This is a genomic window from Alcanivorax sp. (assembly GCF_040119285.1).
GTDB lineage: Bacteria > Pseudomonadota > Gammaproteobacteria > Pseudomonadales > Alcanivoracaceae > Alcanivorax.
On the sequence record NZ_JBEDTY010000035.1, the window covers coordinates 57,393 to 76,102 of the forward strand.

General features: G+C 55.7%; 15 protein-coding genes. 3 read left to right on the forward strand and 12 right to left on the reverse strand.

Annotated elements, in window-relative coordinates; all coding sequences use genetic code 11:
* Positions 1 to 33: 33 nt before the first annotated feature.
* Complete coding sequence (locus ABNH10_RS13735; RefSeq protein WP_349386472.1) at positions 34 to 1,512, forward strand: C13 family peptidase; 1,479 nt, start codon at positions 34 to 36, stop codon at positions 1,510 to 1,512.
* A gap of 29 nt (positions 1,513 to 1,541) precedes the next feature.
* Here ABNH10_RS13735 and yjgA read toward each other — a convergent pair whose 3' ends face one another.
* Entirely contained in the window at positions 1,542 to 2,081 is a 540-nt protein-coding gene (yjgA, locus tag ABNH10_RS13740; protein WP_349386473.1) for a ribosome biogenesis factor YjgA, read from the reverse strand.
* A gap of 35 nt (positions 2,082 to 2,116) precedes the next feature.
* Here yjgA and pmbA point away from each other — a divergent pair, with 35 nt between their 5' ends.
* Both pmbA and ABNH10_RS13750 read left to right on the forward strand, forming a co-directional pair.
* Entirely contained in the window at positions 2,117 to 3,472 is a 1,356-nt protein-coding gene (gene pmbA / locus ABNH10_RS13745) for a metalloprotease PmbA (protein ID WP_349386474.1), read from the forward strand.
* Between the two features lie 53 nt (positions 3,473 to 3,525).
* Positions 3,526 to 4,272: a BPSS1780 family membrane protein gene (locus ABNH10_RS13750; RefSeq protein WP_349386475.1), complete on the forward strand. Its 747-nt coding sequence runs from the start codon at positions 3,526 to 3,528 to the stop codon at positions 4,270 to 4,272.
* Between the two features lie 99 nt (positions 4,273 to 4,371).
* On the opposite strand, the gene mgtE is transcribed toward ABNH10_RS13750, so the two are convergent.
* From mgtE to hpf, 11 genes are all read right to left on the reverse strand, one after another.
* A complete protein-coding gene (gene mgtE, locus ABNH10_RS13755) occupies positions 4,372 to 5,736 on the reverse strand; it encodes a magnesium transporter (protein ID WP_349386476.1) in 1,365 nt (454 codons plus the stop codon).
* A gap of 615 nt (positions 5,737 to 6,351) precedes the next feature.
* Positions 6,352 to 7,161: a peptidylprolyl isomerase gene (locus ABNH10_RS13760; RefSeq protein WP_349386477.1), complete on the reverse strand. Its 810-nt coding sequence runs from the start codon at positions 7,159 to 7,161 to the stop codon at positions 6,352 to 6,354.
* A 20-nt stretch (positions 7,162 to 7,181) separates the two neighbouring features.
* A complete protein-coding gene (gene narI, locus ABNH10_RS13765; protein WP_349386478.1) occupies positions 7,182 to 7,871 on the reverse strand; it encodes a respiratory nitrate reductase subunit gamma in 690 nt (229 codons plus the stop codon).
* A complete protein-coding gene (gene narJ / locus ABNH10_RS13770) occupies positions 7,864 to 8,619 on the reverse strand; it encodes a nitrate reductase molybdenum cofactor assembly chaperone (protein ID WP_349386479.1) in 756 nt (251 codons plus the stop codon). The genes narI and narJ overlap by 8 nt, the downstream gene beginning before the upstream one ends.
* Positions 8,612 to 10,165 (reverse strand): nitrate reductase subunit beta, encoded by a 1,554-nt coding sequence (narH, locus tag ABNH10_RS13775; protein ID WP_349386480.1) that lies wholly within the window; start codon positions 10,163 to 10,165, stop codon positions 8,612 to 8,614. The genes narJ and narH overlap by 8 nt, the downstream gene beginning before the upstream one ends.
* Positions 10,162 to 13,902 (reverse strand): nitrate reductase subunit alpha, encoded by a 3,741-nt coding sequence (locus tag ABNH10_RS13780; RefSeq protein WP_035460582.1) that lies wholly within the window; start codon positions 13,900 to 13,902, stop codon positions 10,162 to 10,164. Before ABNH10_RS13780 ends, narH begins: the two co-directional genes overlap by 4 nt.
* A gap of 35 nt (positions 13,903 to 13,937) precedes the next feature.
* A complete protein-coding gene (locus ABNH10_RS13785) occupies positions 13,938 to 16,577 on the reverse strand; it encodes a nitrate/nitrite transporter (protein WP_349386481.1) in 2,640 nt (879 codons plus the stop codon).
* 138 nt (positions 16,578 to 16,715) lie between these two features.
* Positions 16,716 to 16,985 carry an HPr family phosphocarrier protein gene (locus ABNH10_RS13790; RefSeq protein WP_349386482.1) on the reverse strand — a complete coding sequence of 90 codons (270 nt, stop codon included), beginning with the start codon at positions 16,983 to 16,985 and terminating at the stop codon, positions 16,716 to 16,718.
* Between the two features lie 39 nt (positions 16,986 to 17,024).
* Positions 17,025 to 17,873: an RNase adapter RapZ gene (rapZ, locus tag ABNH10_RS13795; protein WP_349386483.1), complete on the reverse strand. Its 849-nt coding sequence runs from the start codon at positions 17,871 to 17,873 to the stop codon at positions 17,025 to 17,027.
* Positions 17,870 to 18,343 carry a PTS IIA-like nitrogen regulatory protein PtsN gene (gene ptsN, locus ABNH10_RS13800; protein ID WP_349386484.1) on the reverse strand — a complete coding sequence of 158 codons (474 nt, stop codon included), beginning with the start codon at positions 18,341 to 18,343 and terminating at the stop codon, positions 17,870 to 17,872. Before ptsN ends, rapZ begins: the two co-directional genes overlap by 4 nt.
* A gap of 15 nt (positions 18,344 to 18,358) precedes the next feature.
* A complete protein-coding gene (hpf, locus tag ABNH10_RS13805; RefSeq protein WP_349386485.1) occupies positions 18,359 to 18,658 on the reverse strand; it encodes a ribosome hibernation-promoting factor, HPF/YfiA family in 300 nt (99 codons plus the stop codon).
* Positions 18,659 to 18,710 lie beyond the last annotated feature (52 nt).

Genomic DNA, 18,710 nt, shown 5'->3' on the forward strand with positions numbered 1-18,710 from the left:
CTTATGAGAACGCTTTGTCTTTTCGTATGGGTAATGTTGCTGGCAGCCTGTGACCCGGTGCAGTTGCCCGCCAATGTGCGCCTGCCCGATGGCGCCGTGTATGACGGTGACACTGACAACAATCTGTTTCACGGCCAGGGGAGGCTAACCTGGCCGGGTGGTCGGCATTATGAAGGGGAATTTCAGAATGGCCTGATGACCGGTGAAGGCCGGCTGGAGCAACGTGACGGTTGTGTTCAGGAAGGCCAGTTCGTTAACGGTGTTCTTAATGGGGAAGGCGCGTATACCTGTCAGGATGCTTCTTGGCAGGGGACGTTCAAGAACGGCGAACTGATGACAGGCTCGGTGGCTTACCTTGACGAGAACTCCTACCAGGGCCAGTTTCGCGACTTTCAACCCCACGGGCAGGGGCTGTGGGTTACCGCCTCCGGCGAGCAATTTGAGGGGACCTTTGCTGATGGCCGCATGGTCAAGGGCTCCTACCGCAACGAAGAAGGTTATCACTACCAAGGCGAGTTTGATTTATTCAATTTCGAAGGAAAAGGCGCATTGACCCGGCCCGACGGTGTGGTGATTCGGGCAGACTTTGAAAACGGCAAAGCAGAAGGTCCAGGCACCCGTACGCGCTCTAATGATGAGGGCGAGCCCGTGGTGGAAAAGGGCTATTTTGTGCGGGGGGATTATTATTCCAGCGAAAAAGCCTGGCGTCAGCGCAAGCAACAGCAGGCGGCGGCTATGGAGGCACGGTTGTACACGGAATCAAGCCGCTTGCAGTCCGTGCTGTCGTCACTGGCGCCCCAGCGGCCCGGTGTGCGCGATGTCTATTTGCTGGTGGTGGGCGGAGATGGCACCGAAGCGGTGTTTGCACGTGAAGTGGACTGGGTAACACAACGGTTGGGCTCTGTGTTTAATTTGAAGCGTCGGCACGTGCGCTTGACTAATGGGGGCAGCGATGATTTGCCGTTGGCCACCCGTACCAGCATCCAGGAAAGCCTGAAGGCGCTAGATGCCTTGATGGATCCATATGAAGACCTGCTACTGATACATGTTGTCAGCCACGGTTCGCCCAATGGGGAGCTGGTATTGGATGACAAGAGCCTCAAACTCAATAATCTTTCCGTTGCTGATGGCAAGACGTGGCTGAACGGGCTAGCTGCCCGTCATCAGTGGCTGGTGGTGTCGGCCTGTTATTCGGGTAAATGGGTGGAAGGCTTGGCTTCACCGGAGCGAGTGGTTTTTTCCTCAGCTGCGGCTGATCGTACTTCATTTGGTTGTGGGGATGATTCCGAACGGACTTGGTTTAGCAAGGCGCTATACGGTGAGGCAATGCAGGTGGGGGTTAATGACCCCGACGCTTGGTTTGAGGCGGTTGAAGAAAACGTCTCACTCATGGAAAAAGAGCAAGGCATCGAGGGTGACGAGCATTCCCTGCCACAGAAATCCGTGGGTGAGAGCTTTTTACGCTGGTGGCAGGCGGATGAAACCGCAGTGATGATGCCGGCACGGTCCTGACACCGTTTTTGCCGGCCTGCGCGTTAGTGTCAGTACAGCGGTGCCGTTTTATCCAGCAGGTTGAGGTAATTGATCAGCTTGCGGCGTTCGCGTTTGAACTTGTCTTTTTCTGACGCTGCAGCAGTGGTTGGGTCTTCCATTCGGGCTTTCAGTGCATTGCGCGTAAGATTACGCAGTTGTTGGCGGTCGCCGTGGGGAAAGAATTCCAAAATTTGCTGCAGTGTCGTTCCGGCGTCTTTCGGCTGTTCGCAGGCAACAATTTGCTCGACCCAGTTGCTGATCCGCTGCTGACGAAAGGGATCATTGAGCAACTCCAGCGCCTTGATAATCTGCTCGCTGTTGGTCTCGCGGATGAGCCGTCCGATGTATTGGGCGTGACGTCGGCGGGCCTCGTGACTGGTGATGCGGGTGGCTTCAACCAGTGCATATTGCAGGTCGTCACGCAAGGGCAGCCGCTCGCGCTCGACCTGTTTCATGTCCATCAGTAACAGACCCAGTTCTTGCAAGGCATTGTCTTCGCGTTTCTGCTGGCCCTTGCTGGTGATCTGCTCGTCGCTATACTCGGTCATAACTGTTTAATACCCATCAATGGAACCGCTATTTTATGTCTGATTCCTCCGTAACGACAGCCGAACTCGACAATATGCAGCTAGAACAGGCAAAAGATACCGCTGCCTGGCTGATAGAAGAAGCAAAACGCCAGGGCGCCGATGCGGCGGAAGTGGGCGTGAGTCTGTCCCAGGGCTATTCGGTTAATGTGCGCCAGGGGGAGGTGGAGACGGTGGAGTTCCACCGTGATCGTGGTGTTTCCGTCACCGTGTACAAGGGCCTGCGTAAAGGTCACGCCAGTAGCTCCGACGATAATCGCGACAGTTTACGCGATACTCTGGCGGCAGCCACGGCCATTGCTGGTTACACCGAAGAGGATCGGTATGCGGGCTTGGCGCCAGCGAATCAGCTGGCTACTGAGGTGGCGGACCTAGACCTCTACCACCCTTGGGCCATGGATGCCCAGTCCGCCATTGAACAGGCTCTGCGTTGTGAAACGGTGGCCCGAGACGATGCCCGTATCGTCAATTCCGAAGGGGCGTCGGTGAACAGTGGCGCCAGCCTACGGGTGTATGCCACCTCGGAAGGTTTTCTGCACGGCTATCGTGGCACTAACCATAGCCGGGTGTGCAGCGTCGTTGCAGAGGATGATGCCGGTATGCAGCGCGATTATTGGTATGACGGTGGACGGGTGGGTGATCAGTTGGCTTCAGCTGAAGCGGTGGGCCAGCGTGCTCGTGAGCGCGCGCTGGCCCGCCTGGGTGCACAAGTGCCAGAGACTGGCGAGCTGCCGGTGATTTTTGCACCGGAAGTGGCGTCCGGTTTGCTCGGCCATCTGGTGTCCGCTATCAGTGGCGGTGCGCTCTACCGCCGTAGTTCTTTTTTGCAGGATAGCTTGGGCAAGGCAGTGTTGCCGGCCGGTTTTCAGCTAACGGAGAACCCGCACCTGCCGGCGGGTAACGCGTCGGCGCCTTTCGATGGGGATGGCCTGCCCACGCGAGCTCAAGCGTTTGTCGAAGATGGTGTGCTGAAACAGTATGCGTTGGGGCTCTATGCCAGCCGCCGGCTGGAGATGGCCCCTACCGGCAATGGCGGAGGGGTACGTAATGTGCGCCTTACTGATACCGGTGATTCGCTGGCCGCGCTGATGGCCAAGGTTCCCAGAGGTATTCTGATTACCGAAGTCATGGGTCAGGGGATCAATCTGGTGACGGGGGATTACTCCCGTGGGGCAAGCGGTTTCTGGTTTGAGAATGGTGTTATAAAAGGTGCGCTACAAGAATTTACCATTGCCGGCCATCTGGGAGAGATGCTGAGTGGCATCCAAGGGAGCGGTACGGATGTGGACTATCGCGGCAATATTGCCTGTGGGTCCCTGCTGTTGTCGCCGATTAAGGTTGCGGGTCGATAATTTGCCTTTGTAATTGGCTTATTTTTGGCTCGGGAAAGGGAAGGAACCAAGTAATGAGTGATATAAACCCGTATAAACAGCCGCAGTCGGATGTGGCTCATCCAGCGTCAACCAATGGCAATGATTTCACCATCATGGCGCCACGCAAGATCAGTGTGGGAGATGCCATGAGTTGGATTGGAAAAGGCCACGGTATGCTTAGTGGGCATTGGGGCGTGGTGCTGGGTGCCTTGGTGGTGACGGTGCTAATGACCTCGGCGTTGCAGGCTGTTCCGTGGTTAGGGGGCATTGCTCAGGTGCTGCTAACACCGTTGCTATACGCGGGGATCGTGAACGTTTTTCATCGTATCGACACCGAAAATCGCTCCGATTTTTTGGATCTTTTCGCCCCGTTCTCTAAACGCACCAGCCCGCTGATGATGATGGCCGTGGCGCAAATTGTCGCGCTTGTGGTGGCAGGGGCTGTGTTGGGTGGTCTGTTTTTCCTGCTTGGCCGTGACGGCAGTGCTGCAGCCATGGTGGTGCTGGGCCTGCTGGCCACATTGGCCATGTTTGCCTTCATGTTTATATTCTACTTCACTGTGCCGTTGATTTTTCTGGGCCAGAAAGGCGTAGTCGATGCCATGAAGCTGAGCTTGGATGCTTGTCTGAAGAATATTATTCCGTTCATCGTTTATACCTTGGTGGTCTCTTTGATACTGGTAGTCGCTGCCATTCCGGTTCTATTGGGCTGGTTGTTCGTGATGCCGATTCTGGCCGGTGCCTATTACGTATCGTTCAAACACCTGTTTGTTGAGTAAGTTATGCAGCAGGCAGTACGTCATGTACAAAAAAAGGCGCCGACTTCGGCGCCTTTTTTGTGGTTGCTGTTGCGGGGCCAGGGAAGGCCCGTGTCTTGGTTACGTCAGCAGGTGGGCATAGAGCACCGTGGCCAGGCCGAGGAAGGCAAAAAAACCGACAATATCGGTAATGGTGGTCAGTACCACGGAGCCCGCCAGTGCCGGGTCTATGCCCAGCCGTTTCATGGTGATCGGCAGCAGGGCGCCGGCACTGGCGGCCATCACCAGGTTGATCACCATGGCGGCGGCGATGACCAAACCCAGATTCGGGTCGTTGAACCAGAGCCCGGCAGTAATGCCGATGACGGTAGCCCAAAGCAAACCGTTAATGGCGCCCACGGACAGTTCCTTGAACAGCAAGTAACGGGTGTTGTTGGACTGAATCTGGCCCAGCGCCATGGCGCGGATTACCAGTGTCAGTGTTTGGCTGCCGGCAATGCCGCCCATGCTGGCGACGATGGGCATCAGAATCGCCAGAGCCACCACCTTTTCCAAGGTGGCTTCAAACAGGCCGATAACGGCGGAAGCGGCGAGTGCAGTGAGAAGATTGATGCCCAGCCATAGCGCCCGGCGGCGTGCGGTTTGCCACACGGAACCGAAGGTGTCTTCATCCTCATCTAGACCGGCCATGCTCATTAGAGAGTGGTCCGCTTCTTCACGGATGACGTCTACTACGTCATCAATGGTGATCCGACCCACCAGCATGCCGTCTTCGTCCACCACCGGGGCGGTGACCAAATCGTGGCGTTCGAAGATTTTTGCCACTTGGTGGGCGGGCAGGGTGGCAGTGATGGACTCTGTGTCGGTGATCATGGCTTCGCGCACAGTGGTGCCGGGATCACTGATCAGTACCTTGGTCAGTGGTAGCAGCCCGATGAACTGGTTTTTCCGGTTAACCACCGCCAGGTTATCCGTGGTGCGGGGGATTTCGCCGCGCCGACGCAGGTAGCGCTGTACCACTTCGAAGGTGATTTCCGGGCGCACGGTGATCACGTCCGTATTCATTAGGCCACCGGCGGTGTCTTCCGGGTAGCTGAGGACATGCTCGAGCCGTTCTCGGTTCTGAGCATCCAGGTTGGCCATGATTTGGGAGGTGACATGGTCCGGCAGCTCTTGCAGCAGGTCGGCTAAGTCATCTGTGTCCAGGTCTTCGGCCAACGAGACCAGTTCGTCGGTGGACAGGTCACGCAGTAACTCCCCCCGCACTTCTTCGCCCAGATACTGCAAGACTTCGGATTCCTGATCCTTATGCAGTAGTTGCCACAGAATTTCCCGTTCTCGTGGCGGCGAGGATTCCAGTAGATGTGCCGCTTCAGCGCCGGGCAGGTTATTGATCAGCTGGCGTACCTGCGTATAGGTCCCGCTGGCGAGGGCGCGGTTAATGGCTTTTAGATGCTGTTGGCTACGGCTGCTATCGGCGGGCATGAAAAATTCGTTAACCGTGAATCGTGAATCGTTAACAGCGGGAAAATACCGTGAGCGATGAGCGGGTGATTTTTTCGCACCTACTCATACGCAAAAAGCGAGCAAATTACACACTGCGGTGAAAGTCTCGAACCAGACATTAACAGCCCTTTTGTGCCGGTGGTACTGTTTTAGTGTTTAAAGATCAAAGGTTAACGGGTTTTTACGCTTTATCGACCGGTGATTGAAGAGAGCGATTATGGCCACGCCCTTCGGGTCCTCCTGGGTGGCACGGCCCCTTTGCTGCACTTCATTAACAACAAGGCGCGTGCCTACAAAAGTGCGCCCTTTGAGGGGCGCGCCTTCTGTGCTTTGAATGAGGTGTAGAGTGCGCTCCTGCCTGAAACACTGAGCGGGTAAGGAATTTTTTGAGGTGCCCTAATAGTATTTGCGAATTAGCTGGTGCATTTTTCCGTGTTAGCACTTGATCGCGAAGTAGGCGTGTTTGCGCTTTCGCGCATACGCTGCGTGCAGCACAGGTTACCTACGGCGGTTGGGACGTCAGGCGCAGATAACAAATGTGAGGGCCTAAACTGTCCAGTCGTTCTGGCATGGGTGACCTGCAAGGGATCTCCATTATTGCATCAGCGGGCTGTTGGAGTCGGGGTCGAGCTGAAAGCCCTTCACCCCGATGTCAGCTTCCAAGGCTAGGAGATAGTGGCGCAAGGCGCGCCGGGTAGCCTGTTCTGTGAGGGTATGACGGACCCGCTCTTCCACTTGTTCGTAGGGTAGTGGCCGGCTTTCTCTACGTTCAATAATGTGCACCACATGCCAGCCATAACGGGTAGGAAGGGGGCGGTCATGCAATCCTTCAGGCAAGCGCTGTAACACCTTGTCCAGCTCCGGGATGGTTTGTCCAAGCTGTAGCCAGCCCAGTTCGCCGCCTTGATCCTTCGAAGGGCACTGTGAAAAACGCTGGGCCAGTTCGGGGAATCGCTGGGGGGCGTCGCGCAGTTGCTGGATCAACTTTTGTCCCTGGTGGTATTGGCTGTCGCGGGAACGGGCGTCGTCAGGGCCTGCGGCTAGCAGAATGTGCCGGGTAAGCACCTGGCAAGGCTCGCTGAAACGATCAATTTCTACTTTATGGAAGCGGCGGCAGTCCTCATCCTGAGGCTTTGGCACGGTGAGCTCCCGTTCCAACAGGGCGCTAATGACGGCTTCATCTCCCTCACAGTCGATAGCCAGGCCCATGGTTTGGGCCTGCTGTAATAGTAGCTGACGGACCACCAATGCCCGTGCTGCATTGTGCTGCGCCTGATTCAGATCGGTGGCCGGGTGATACTGCATTTCCTGGGCTATCTTGTCTTGGGTGATGGTTTGGTCGCCCACGGTAATTAGGGGCAGGGCATTGGGGGCTTCCACTTGATGGGTATCAATTCTTTTCATGGTTGCCTCTATTGGTGTGATTATCCGCGGCGACGAACAATTTGGTAGCGGCGGAACAGGTAGCCCAGCGGCACGCTCCAGACATGCACTAGGCGGCTGAAGGGAAAGAGCAAAAAGAGGGTGAGCCCGATAAGGATATGAATCTTGTAGACCCAGTTGATGCCTTGGAGGTGAACCGCTGCATTACCTTTAAAGAAAACGATGGACTGTGCCCAGTTTGCCAGTTGCAGCATAATCCCACCGTCGAGATGATCCATGGCGGGAATAATAGTGCCCAGCCCTAACGTGACCTGTACCACGAGTAGAAAAATGATGAAGGTATCCATCGCGCTGGATGTGGCACGTACACGGGGATTGGACAGTCGTCGCCAGAGCAGCATGGCGCCACCGATGAAACAAATAATGCCGGCGATGCCGCCCACCAGTATCGCCATAATTTGCTTGTTTCCCGGACTAATAATCCATTCGTAGGCCCAGTGCGGGGTCAGTAATCCCACTAGATGGCCGAAGAAAATCACCAGAATGCCCACATGGAAGCAGTTGCTGGCCAGGCGCATGTGGCGGCTGGAAAGCATCTGGCTGGAACCGGTTTTCCATGTGTACTGGCCGTGGTCGAAGCGCAGCAGGCTGCCGACCAGAAATACGGTGGCGGCAAAGTAGGGGTAAAGACCGAACAGGACGGTATTCAGATATTGGCAGAGGTTATCCATGGTGCCCTCCAGCCGCAGGGCGGGTGGAATCCTTAATGGTGACTGTTTGAGTCTGCACGCGGTGACGGTGCTGGGTCAGGTGTTGTTGCTGGGCGGTCTGGCTGCCGCAATCTTGATTTGAGTCCGCATGGAACCGAACAGCCTCTTCCTCCCAGACCGAATCCAGTGCCTCGGGGGTATGATCCGGTTTTTCCTCACTGACGGTTTGGCGATGGAGGGCCACGTCTTGCTCGGCGCCAATCAGTGCGAGCAGGGTGCGGGTAACGAGTGCGTGCGGTGCATCGCGTTCTTCCAGCCGAGCGGTAAGAAGGGCCAGAATGTGACGAATATCGCCAAGCCACTGGCCGATGGTGGTTTCGTCACGTGTGGACAAGTATTCCAGAAACAGCGGCAGGTAATCAGGCAGTTCCCGACTATCGAGTATCAGCCCAGCCTGCGCGTATTCATTGATCAGGTCGACCATGGCTTGTCCACGGTCACGCGATTCGCCGTGAACATGCTCGAATAGCAGTAGAGAGGTGGAGCGCCCCTTGTCGAACAGGGCCACGTACTCCGCTTGCTGGTCGAGCAGCTCATTATGTTGGATTTGTTCACACCAGGCGTTTAATGCCTGTTTGCGCTTGGCGCACAGGCGCGGATCAGCCTGGATGATGGCCTGCATCGCTTCGCTGGCGTCTTGCAGTTCAGCCTGGGGGTAATCCAGCAGCCGGGCTAGCACCCGTAGGGTGCGTTGAATGGGCTCATTCATGGGGGCTCTCCTGCGGGTCATAGGTCTGGGAGCTGACCAGAGTGCGTGTTTGCGGGCGGGCTCCGAAGAGGTTGCTTTTGCTTTGGCCGCTGTGGCAACCGTCGCCGAAACTGAAACCGCAGCCGCCGCGTTCCGGAAAGGCTTCACGCGCCTGTTCGCGGTGGCTGGAGGGAATCACGAAGCGATCTTCGTAGTTGGCGATGGCCAGATAGCGATACATTTCTTCCACCTGCTGTTCACTTAGGCCTACGGCATCAACGACTTCCTTATTGATGTGACCTTCCACATGCTTGTCACGCATGTAAACTCTCATGGCCATCAGGCGCTTGAGGGCCAGCACTACGGGTTGTTCTTCACCCGCGGTGAGCATATTTGCTAGATACCGCACTGGAATTCGTAAGGACTCGATACGCGGCAGTACACCGTCGTATTCGATCTTGCCGGCTTGCGCAGCTGACTGGATTGGGGAGAGTGGAGGGACATACCAGACCATGGGCAAGGTGCGATATTCCGGGTGAAGGGGCAGGGCGAGCCCCCAGTCCATGGCTAGTTTGTACACAGGCGAAGCCTGGGCTGCGGCAATGACGTTGTCAGAGATTCCGTCGCGTTGTGCCTGGGCGATGACTTCTGGGTTGTTGGGATCAAGGAAAATATCCCGTTGTCGATGGTATAGGTCGCGTTCGTCGGCGGTGCTCGCTACCTCGGAAATCCGGTCGGCATCGTAGAGCAGTATGCCTAGATAACGAATGCGGCCAACACAGGTTTCCGAACAGACAGTGGGCTCCCCTGCTTCGATACGTGGGTAGCAGAAGATGCATTTCTCTGATTTTCCGCTTTTCCAGTTGTAGTAAATTTTCTTGTAGGGACAGCCCGATACGCACATGCGCCAGCCGCGGCACTTGTCCTGGTCAATCAATACGATGCCATCTTCTTCTCGCTTGTAGATAGCGCCACTGGGACAGGAGGCAACACAGGTAGGGTTTAGGCAGTGCTCGCATAGCCGTGGCAGATACATCATGAAGGTGTTTTCAAACTGCCCGTAGATGTCTGCCTGAACTTGTTCGAAGTTGATGTCTTTGCGGCGTTTGGCAAACTCGGTGCCGAGGATTTCTTCCCAGTTGGGACCCCATTCTATTTTTTTTATACGTTTGCCAGTAATTAGCGATCGGGGCCGTGCAACGGGTTGATGCTTGCCGGCCTTGGCCGTATGCAGGTGCTGATAGTCAAAATCGAAGGGTTCGTAATAGTCATCAATTTCCGGTAAATCCGGGTTGGCAAATAGGTTGGCCAACACTCGCCACTTGCCGCCGATACGCGGCTCGATTTTCCCATCGCCAAGCCGCCGCATCCATCCACCGTTCCATTTTTTTTGATTTTCCCATTCTTTCGGGTAGCCAATGCCCGGTTTTGTTTCCACATTATTGAACCAGGCGTATTCCACACCTTCCCGGCTGGTCCATACGTTTTTGCAAGTGACGGAACAGGTATGACAGCCAATGCACTTGTCGAGATTGAGCACCATACCGACCTGGGAGCGAATTTTCATTTTACGGCCTCTTGTATGCTGTCGTGACCTTCACCGTCCAGCCAGTTCACATTGCGCATTTTGCGGACCATGACGAATTCGTCGCGGTTGGAACCGACGGTGCCGTAGTAGTTGAATCCGTAGGCTAGTTGAGCGTAGCCACCGATCATGTGGGTGGGTTTAGGGCAGACTCTGGTTACAGAGTTATGAATGCCGCCACGGGTGCCGGAGATTTCTGAGCCAGGCACGTTCACATTGCGCTCCTGGGCGTGATACATCATTACCATGCCGTCCTTTACCCGCTGACTGACTACTGCGCGGGCAGCGATGGAGCCATTGGCGTTGTACAGTTCAACCCAGTCGTTGTCGGCCACACCAATGTCAGCTGCATCACTTTCGGATAGCCATACCACAGGGCCTCCGCGATTTAGCGTCAGCATTAGCAGGTTGTCACTGTAAGTGGAGTGAATGCCCCACTTCTGGTGCGGCGTCAGGAAATTGAGAGCTTTCTCTGGGTTGCCGTTGGGCACGCTGAATGCACTGGCCACGGCTTTGGTGTCGATGGGAGGACGGTAAACCAGCAGGCTTTCACCAAAAGCTCGCATCCAGGGGTGGTCTTGGTAGAGTTGCTGGCGGCCAGTGAGGGTTCGCCAAGGGATCAGCTCGTGCACATTGGTGTAGCCTGCGGTGTAGGAGACGTGCTCATCCTCTAAACCTGACCAGGTAGGGCTGGAGATAATTTTACGCGGTTGCGCGACAATATCTCGGAAACGAATTTTTTCTTCTTCTTTAGGACGCGCCAAGTGTGCGTGTTCTCGACCGGTAAATTCTGATAATGCCTGCCAGGCTTTTATGGCGACCTGGCCATTGGTTTCTGGTGCAAGAGAGAGGATGACTTCGGCGGCGTCAATGGCGGTTTCAATTTTTGGCCGCCCTTTGGCCGGGCCGTCCTGCTTGGTGTGATTGAGTTCGCCGAGGAACTGGATTTCCTTGTCGGTGTTCCAGGAGATGCCCTTGCCGCCATTGCCTAGTTTATCCAGTAACGGTCCCAAGGCGGTGAAACGCTCATAGGTGGCGGGGTAGTCCCGCTTGACTTCAACCAGTGAAGGCATGGTCTTGCCGGGGATCAGGTCACATTCGCCTTTTTTCCAGTCCTGTACGCAGCTTTGCGATAGTTCTGACGGGGCGTCGTGTTGTAGTGGCAGAGTGACCACGTCGGTTTCTTCATCCAGATGACCGGGGCACAGTTGTGAAAAAGTGCGGGCGATACCTTTGTAAATTTCCCAGTCGCTGCGCGATTGCCAAGCCGGATCGGTGGCTGCGGTGAGTGGGTGAATAAAAGGGTGCATGTCTGAGGTGTTCAGGTCGTTTTTTTCGTACCAGGTGGCCGTAGGCAGAACAATGTCGGAATACAGGCAGGTGGTGGACATGCGGAAATCCAGCGTGGTGAATAGATCCACCTTGCCCTCCGGTGCCTGCTCGACCCAGTCCACCTCCATGGGCTTGTTGCCATCCATTTCGCCCAGGTCCTTGCCTTGAAGACCATGGCGGGTGCCAAGTAAGTACTTGAGCATGTATTCGTGGCCTTTGCCGGAGCTGCCCAGAAGATTGGAGCGCCAGACGAACATGTTGCGTGGAAAGTTTTTTGGGTCATCCGGTTGTTCAGCGGCAAAACGCAGGTTGCCAGACTTGAGCTGTTCCACTACATAATCTGTAACGGGTTTTCCTGCCGCTTGTGCCTCCCGGGCAATCTGTAACGGGTTGCGCCCGAGTTGGGGGGCTGAAGGCAGCCAACCCATGCGTTCGGCGCGTACATTGAAATCCACCAGGCTGCCCTGGTAATCCTCTGGTTTGGCCAGCGGCGATAGCAGCTCGCTGACGTCCAACTTTTCGTAACGCCACTGGCTTGAATGATTATAGAAAAACGAGGTGCCGTTCATGTGTCGGGGCGGACGGGTCCAATCCAGGCCAAAGGCCAGAGGCAACCAGCCGGTTTGCGGACGCAGTTTTTCTTGGCCTACATAATGGGCCCAGCCGCCGCCGCTCTGACCAATACAGCCACACAGGATCAGCATGTTGATCAGCCCTCGGTAATTCATGTCCATGTGGTACCAGTGGTTCATGCCTGCACCGACAATGATCATGGAGCGGCCCCGAGTCTTGTCAGCGTTGTCGGCGAACTCCCGGGCAATTCGTGCTACTTGTTCAGCGGGGACCCCGGTAATTTGTTCTTGCCAAGCGGGGGTGTAAGGTTTGAGTTGGCGGTAATGGGTGGCACCGTCATCGTCTCCGAACCCTCGGTCGATGCCATAGTTTGCACACATCAGATCAAACACGGTGACTACCAGCGCCTGTCGCCCATCTGCTAGGGATAGTTGCTTGGCGGGCAGCGAGTGGTGGAGGATGTCGTCACCGGCCACGTGATTGAAATGTTCACGTGCGATGCCGCCGAAATAGGGGAACGCCACTTTGGCGATGTTGTCATGGTGATCGGCCAGAGTGAGTAGTGGCGTGATGCTATTGCCGGCGGCGTCTAGTGGTTCTAGGTTCCATTTTCCCTTTTCGCCCCAACGGAAACCAATGGAGCCTCGCGGAACCGCTGGGGCATCTCGGGCAGGGTCCCACACCACGGTTTTCCATTCCGGGTTGTTGTCCTGTCCGAGGGATGCGTCGAAATCACTGGCGCGGAGTTGACGACCGGGAACGTAGCTGCCGTCGTCACGGGGTTCCAGTTCCACCAGGAAGGGCATGTCGGTGTAGCGCCGTACATAGTCGGTGAAATATTCACTGGGATTGTTGAGATGGAATTCCTTGAGGATGACATGCCCCATCGCTAACCCCAGAGCGGCATCTGTGCCCTGCTTGGCGCTCAGCCATTCGTCACACAATTTGGAAACTTCGGCATAGTCGGGCGTGATGGCCACGGTTTTGGTGCCTTTGTAGCGTACTTCGGTGAAGAAGTGAGCATCCGGGGTCCGGGTTTGAGGTACGTTGGAGCCCCAGGCAATGATATAGCCACTGTTGTACCAGTCGGCGGATTCTGGCACATCGGTCTGTTCGCCCCAGGTTTGTGGGCTGGCGGGGGGGAGGTCGCAGTACCAGTCGTAGAAGGACAGGCAGACCCCGCCGATCAGTGACAGGTAGCGAGCCCCGGAAGCATAGGACACCATGGACATGGCTGGGATCGGAGAAAAACCGATGATCCGATCAGGTCCATATTGTTTGGCGGTATATATGTTAGCCGCGGCAATGATGCGGTTCATTTCGTCCCAGTCGCCGCGCACAAAACCGCCCATGCCGCGGGCTTGTTTGTATTGCTGCGCTTTGTCCGGGGTTTCCACGATGGAAGCCCATGCATCCACTGGATCGCAGTGTTCCTTAAGGGCGTCGCGCCACAATTTCAGCAAGGTCTGTCGAATCAGGGGGTACTTTAGGCGATTGGCGCTGTATAGGTACCAAGAATAACTGGCCCCACGTGGACAGCCTCGGGGTTCATGATTAGGTAAGTCGGGGCGAGTACGGGGGTAATCCGTCTGCTGAGTTTCCCAGGTCACCAGGCCGTTTTTGACGTAGATTTTCCAGCTGCAGGATCCGGTACAGTTCACTCCATGGGTAGAGCGCACGATTTTGTCGTGCTGCCAGCGGCTTCGATAGCCGTCTTCCCAATGCCGGTCCTCGTCACGGGTCTCCCCGTGTTTGTCTGAAAAGTCGGTTGGTTTTTTTCCCAAGTACTTCAGACGATCGAGAAAGTGGCTCATGGATGCTCTCCCTATGGATGTTGAATATCAGGCGCTCAACACGGAATCTCAGCCTTCTTGCGTGTGTAGTAGAACCAAGTAATACCCAGGCACAACACGTAAAAGAGAATGAAACCGTACAGCGCCACATTGGCATTACCGCTTAGACTCAGTGATGTGCCGAACGCCTTGGGGATGAAGAAGGCCCCGTAGGCGGCGATAGCCGAGGTGAAGCCTACGGTGGCCGCTGATTCACGCTCGATTTGAATACGCTGCTGGTCTTGCGGTAGCGAAGGCATGATGCGCGGGATCGAGATGGAGAAAATGGTGGGGATCATTTGGAACGTGCTGGAGTTGCCTACCCCGGAAACGAAGAACAGCCACAGGAACATGAAAAAGAAACCCTGAAAACTTTCTTTTTGCAGGAAAAACAGCGTCCCGATCACGCCAACGATCATGCCGATAAAGACCCATAATGTGACCTTGCCGCCGCCAAAGCGGTCGGCAACGCCGCCGGAAAATGCGCGGCTAAGGGCGCCAACCAGTGGGCCAAGAAAGGCATACTTGAGTGCATCGACTTCTGGGAACAGGTTGGCGCTGAGTAACGGGAAGCCGGCGGAAAAGCCGATAAAACTGCCAAACGTTCCGGTGTAGAGCACGCACATTAGCCAATTGTGCTTACGCTGGAAAATGGTGGCTTGGTCTTTAAACGAAGATTGCGCACTGGCGATATCGTTCATTCCAAACCAGGCGGCAATGGTTGCCAAGACAATGAAGGGGACCCAGACAAAGGCGGCGTTCTGCAACCATATGGCGTCGTTGCTAGCGGTAATTTGTGGGCCACCTGCCACGAAGCTGAATACCCCGGTGGTGATGATCAGGGGCACCACAAATTGCATCAGGCTGACCCCCAAGTTTCCTAGCCCAGCATTAAGGCCCATGGCCTTGCCTTTCTCATGCTTGGGATAGAAGAAAGAAATGTTGGCCATGCTGGAAGCAAAGTTGCCGCCACCAAAACCGCATAGCAGAGCCAGGATCAGCATGACCAGGTAAGAGGTGTTCGGGTTTTGCACTGCCACACCAATCCACAATGCCGGCAGCAGTAGTGACGCGGTGGAAAGAGCGGTCCAGCGCCGCCCGCCAAATATTGGCACCATAAAGCTGTAGAAAATTCGCAGAGTCGCCCCGGATAACCCGGGCAGAGCAGCGAGCCAGAACAGTTGGTTGGGGCTGTAGTCAAAGCCCACGCTGGGTAATTTGGCAACGACCACAGACCACACCATCCACACTGAAAATGCCAGTATCAGGCAAGGAATGGATATCCATAGGTTGCGCTGAGCAATACGCTTGCCTTGTTCTTCCCAGAAGGCGGGTTCTTCCGGACGCCAGTCATCCAGTACAAATGCTTTTGGGGTAGAGAGCTCGGGCAGGTCGCGGCTTTGTATATCTTCGCCCAGTTCTATTCTGTTGGCGCGCAGAATGGAGTAATGCATCCACAGTAGCGCAAAGGCCGAGACCAGGAACAGCAGCATGAAGCTGCTTTGCCAGATGCCAATGACATCGTTGAGCATGCCGAAGGTGAGGGGCAGCAGGAAGCCGCCGAGCCCGCCGACCATGCCCACCAGGCCGCCCACGGTACCCACATTGTTGGGGTAGTAGGCCGGGATGTGTTTGAACACTGCCGCTTTACCCAGGGACATGAAAAAGCCCAATACCATAGTTAGGGGAATAAAGCCGATCAGTCCCATGGCCATGGAGAAGCGTAATTTTCCGTTGACGCCATCAATGACGTAGTCGGTGGGTGGGTAGCTGAGCAGGAAGCAGCACAGCACTGACACGACTAGGGTCCAGTACATCACTTTTCGGGCCCCGTAGCGGTCGGACAGCCAACCTCCGAGAATCCGGAATAGTGAGGCGGGAATGGTGTACAGGGCGGCCACAACACCCGCGACGGTAATGCTCAAGCCGTAGACTTCCACCAGATAGTGAGGCAGCCACAGCGCTAGAGCGACGAAACCACCAAACACAAAGAAGTAATAGAGGGAAAAGCGCCATACTCGTAGTTCGCCAAGCGGAGCAAATTGCTCTTTAAGAGAGACCGGGTTGGCAGCACGCTGCTGGCTTAGGGGGTCAGTGCGGGCGAACAGCAGAAAAAATATCCCGCTGGCGGCGATAACTACCGCGTAAAGCTGGGCGGTACCGGTCCAGCCCAAGGCCAGTAGCAGGGAGGGCGCGCACAGGCTAGTGATTGCCGAGCCCACATTGCCGGCCCCGAAGATGCCCAGCGCGGTACCTTGTTTCTCGGGGGGATACCAGGCGGAAGTGTAAGCCACCCCAACAATAAAGGAGCCACCGGCTAGGCCAACGCCCAGCGCACCGAGCAGTAGTAACCAGTAGGTGTTGGCCAGAGACAGCAGGAAGACAAAGACGCCAGTGAGCAGCATCAGCAGACTGAACACCTTGCGGCCGCCAAAACGATCGGTGAGGTAACCAAGAAATAATCGGCTGATGGAACCGGTAAGCACTGGGGTTGCCATGAGCAGGCCCAGCTGGGTATCGGTGAGGTTCAGTTCATCCTTAATCTGTAACCCGAGTATGGACAGCATTGTCCATACCGCAAAACAGAGGGTGAAAGCAAAGGTCGAGAAAACTAGCGCGCGGCGTTGCTCCACACGTGCCATTCCTTCTGCAACCATAGGACCTCCCTGCCTGATGGTTGTATGACGGGGGCGGCTTGTTAACAGGCCTGTTTAGGATAGTTACAGCTGCAAAGGCGGGGGCGCAATAAGTGGTCGATATAAACCCTGTATACGATACAAAACCTTGATCTGCGTCTATTCTCCTTCGTCGAAACGGCGAGAGAACAAGTCTTTCAGTTCGTCCATGGCCTGTTGTTCATCATCGCCCTCCACTCGAAAGGTGATGCTGCTTCCCTTGGCCGCACCGAGCATGAGCAAGCCCATGATGCTTTTCGCGTCGATGGTTTGTGTTTTGTGCAGTACCAGGATGCTGCTGTTGTAGCGTGATGCCACGCTGACTACTTTGGCGGCAGCGCGCGCATGCAGGCCGAGTTTGTTGATTACATCGAGTTGTTTTTCAATCATCGGTCGTCTTGTGGTCGGAGGAGGTGGCTGATTGCCGGGTTAGAGTTCCCTATGGCGGACCTGAAGGACAATGCCTTCTGCGCGCAGATTTTTTGCCAGCTGTTCGGTGATGAAGACGGAGCGATGGCGGCCGCCGGTGCAACCGATAGCCACGGTCACATAGCTGCGGTCGCTGTTGGCAAAGGCCGGTAGCCAGCGCACAACGAAATCGCCAATATCCTTGAGCATGTCGTGACTGGTCTGGTGTTGGCTGAGAAACTGGACAATGCAGTCATCTTTGCCGGTAAAGGGGCGCAGGTCTGCTTGCCAGTGGGGGTTGGGCAAAACTCGCACATCGAAAACCAGATCCGCATCGGTGGGTAGGCCGTTTTTGAAGCCAAAGGATTCCAGTTGCAACGACAGTGTGGCTTCACGGCGAGCGACTCGTTCACGCATGAGATTGCGCAGAGTATGGACGTCATGGTTGCTGCTATCGATGACCAGATCGGCACGTTGACGGATGTTGGCCAGTAGTTCACGTTCATGGCCTATGGCGTCGGCCAGAGAGCGTTGATCGGTGCCCAGTGGGTGGCGGCGACGGGTAGCGCTGAAGCGAGTAAGAAGAGTGTGATCATCCGCATCCAGGTAGATGATTTCACTGCGCACCTGCTGCTCATTCAGTGCGTGAAGAATGTTGTCGAAGGCCAGCAGCTGGGCGGGGAGATTGCGGGCATCAATGCCAACGGCGACCTGCTCAATGGGGGGCTCACCTTCACTGAGTTGTTTGGCCAGGGTGGGGAGCATGCCGACGGGAAGATTGTCGACACAATAAAAGCCCTGATCCTCCAGTGCTTGTAGCGCGGTGGTTTTCCCGGAGCCGGAACGTCCACTGATAATGGTCAGTTTCATGAAGCTAGTCGTAACTCCGCTTCAGACTCTACTGCGGTTTGGTAGAGGCGCTGGGTGTCATCGCTGCGGCGCAGCTCTGCGCGGTAGGTGTCGTCGTTGAACAGGGAGGCCAAGTGGCTGAGCGTTTTAAGGTGCTGCTCGGGATTATCTTGGGGAACCAGCAACACAAATACCAGGTCCACTGGCTGACCGTCAACGGCGTCGAAATCAATGGGGGTGTCCAGTTTTAACAACAAGCCCACAGCCTGTTGGCAATGTTCTAGTCGACAATGAGGAATGGCAATGCCTTCGCCAATCCCCGTGGAACCCAGCTTTTCTCGGGCCACCAGGGCGTCGAAGACTTCCTGCTCATTAAGGCTGTCACAGCTGGCAGCAGCCAGCTGTGCAACCTGGTCAAGCAGTTGTTTCTTGCTGCTGGCCTGCGCACCGTGATGGGTGCGGGCCAGAGTCAGTAGTTCGCGAACTCGCATAATTGCCGCTTTAGGTTAGTGGCCGTGCTTGTGGCTGACGGCCTTTTCCTTGTGTTTAAGAATCTGGCGGTCCAATTTGTCCGTCAGTTTGTCGATCGCTGCATACATGTCCCCTGCCTCAGCGGTGGCGAAGACATCGGCCCCGGAAATATGAATCGTGGATTCCGCTTTGTGTGTTTTGGGCTCCGGGGAAAGAATCACCTGGACGCTGGTGATTTGGTCAAAATGGCGCTCCAGACGGGAAAATTTGTCCCCCACGTAAGTGCGCAAGGCATCGGTAATTTCCAGGTGATGACCGCTGATATTAATTTGCATGGCTGGCTCCTTTACCTGTTTGAGGAACCCCGGGAAAACGCCTGGCTTGCTG

Coding starts and splice junctions, on each gene's coding strand:
- ABNH10_RS13735 (WP_349386472.1), top strand. CDS start 34: ATGTTGCTGGCAGCCTGTGACCCGGTGCAGTTGCCCGCCAATGTGCGC.
- yjgA (WP_349386473.1), bottom strand. CDS start 2,081: ATGACCGAGTATAGCGACGAGCAGATCACCAGCAAGGGCCAGCAGAAA.
- pmbA (WP_349386474.1), top strand. CDS start 2,117: ATGTCTGATTCCTCCGTAACGACAGCCGAACTCGACAATATGCAGCTA.
- ABNH10_RS13750 (WP_349386475.1), top strand. CDS start 3,526: ATGAGTGATATAAACCCGTATAAACAGCCGCAGTCGGATGTGGCTCAT.
- mgtE (WP_349386476.1), bottom strand. CDS start 5,736: ATGCCCGCCGATAGCAGCCGTAGCCAACAGCATCTAAAAGCCATTAAC.
- ABNH10_RS13760 (WP_349386477.1), bottom strand. CDS start 7,161: ATGAAAAGAATTGATACCCATCAAGTGGAAGCCCCCAATGCCCTGCCC.
- narI (WP_349386478.1), bottom strand. CDS start 7,871: ATGGATAACCTCTGCCAATATCTGAATACCGTCCTGTTCGGTCTTTAC.
- narJ (WP_349386479.1), bottom strand. CDS start 8,619: ATGAATGAGCCCATTCAACGCACCCTACGGGTGCTAGCCCGGCTGCTG.
- narH (WP_349386480.1), bottom strand. CDS start 10,165: ATGAAAATTCGCTCCCAGGTCGGTATGGTGCTCAATCTCGACAAGTGC.
- ABNH10_RS13780 (WP_035460582.1), bottom strand. CDS start 13,902: ATGAGCCACTTTCTCGATCGTCTGAAGTACTTGGGAAAAAAACCAACC.
- ABNH10_RS13785 (WP_349386481.1), bottom strand. CDS start 16,577: ATGGTTGCAGAAGGAATGGCACGTGTGGAGCAACGCCGCGCGCTAGTT.
- ABNH10_RS13790 (WP_349386482.1), bottom strand. CDS start 16,985: ATGATTGAAAAACAACTCGATGTAATCAACAAACTCGGCCTGCATGCG.
- rapZ (WP_349386483.1), bottom strand. CDS start 17,873: ATGAAACTGACCATTATCAGTGGACGTTCCGGCTCCGGGAAAACCACC.
- ptsN (WP_349386484.1), bottom strand. CDS start 18,343: ATGCGAGTTCGCGAACTACTGACTCTGGCCCGCACCCATCACGGTGCG.
- hpf (WP_349386485.1), bottom strand. CDS start 18,658: ATGCAAATTAATATCAGCGGTCATCACCTGGAAATTACCGATGCCTTG.